1 protein-coding gene is annotated in these 481 nt (G+C 47.8%); it reads right to left on the bottom strand.

The window, feature by feature from the left end:
• Positions 1 to 19 precede the first annotated feature (19 nt).
• Positions 20 to 451, bottom strand: a complete 432-nt coding sequence (rimP, locus tag ACTHUT_RS21770) for a ribosome maturation factor RimP (RefSeq protein ID WP_003685973.1) — start codon at positions 449 to 451, stop codon at positions 20 to 22.
• Positions 452 to 481: the final 30 nt, after the last annotated feature.

A 481-nucleotide genomic window follows, 5' to 3' on the forward strand; every position in this document is an offset into this window, starting at 1 on the left:
ATCTCCAAGTAATCGGTTTTTAAAATTTAAATTCGGGGCGCAAACGGGCTTTGTCGATGTTGCTCAATTCGATTTGGGCGGTTTTGCCATCGAAAGAGACGGTAACGATGTCGTTTTCGCAGGATTCGATGCGGCCGATGAAGTTTTTCTGACCATCAATCGGCAGGCGTGTTTTGATTTTGGCGTTCTGGCCGGCAAAGCGCACAAAGTCGGCGGCTTTTTTTAACGGACGGTCAAGGCCCGGGCTGGAGATTTCCAAACGTTTGTAGTCGATGTCTTCAACCATAAACACGCGGCTCAGATGGTTGCTGACAGTGGCGCAGTCTTCGACGGTAATGCCGCCTTCTTTATCGATGAAAACGCGCAAATCTCCTTGTGCGGTCAGTTCGAAATCGACTAGCTCGTAGCCCAAGCCGGGCAGGGTTTTATCAAGAATGCTTTGAATATCCATGCTTCTCCAGAAGTACATAAACAAAAAAAT

The organism is Neisseria sp. P0022.S010, from assembly GCF_051956635.1.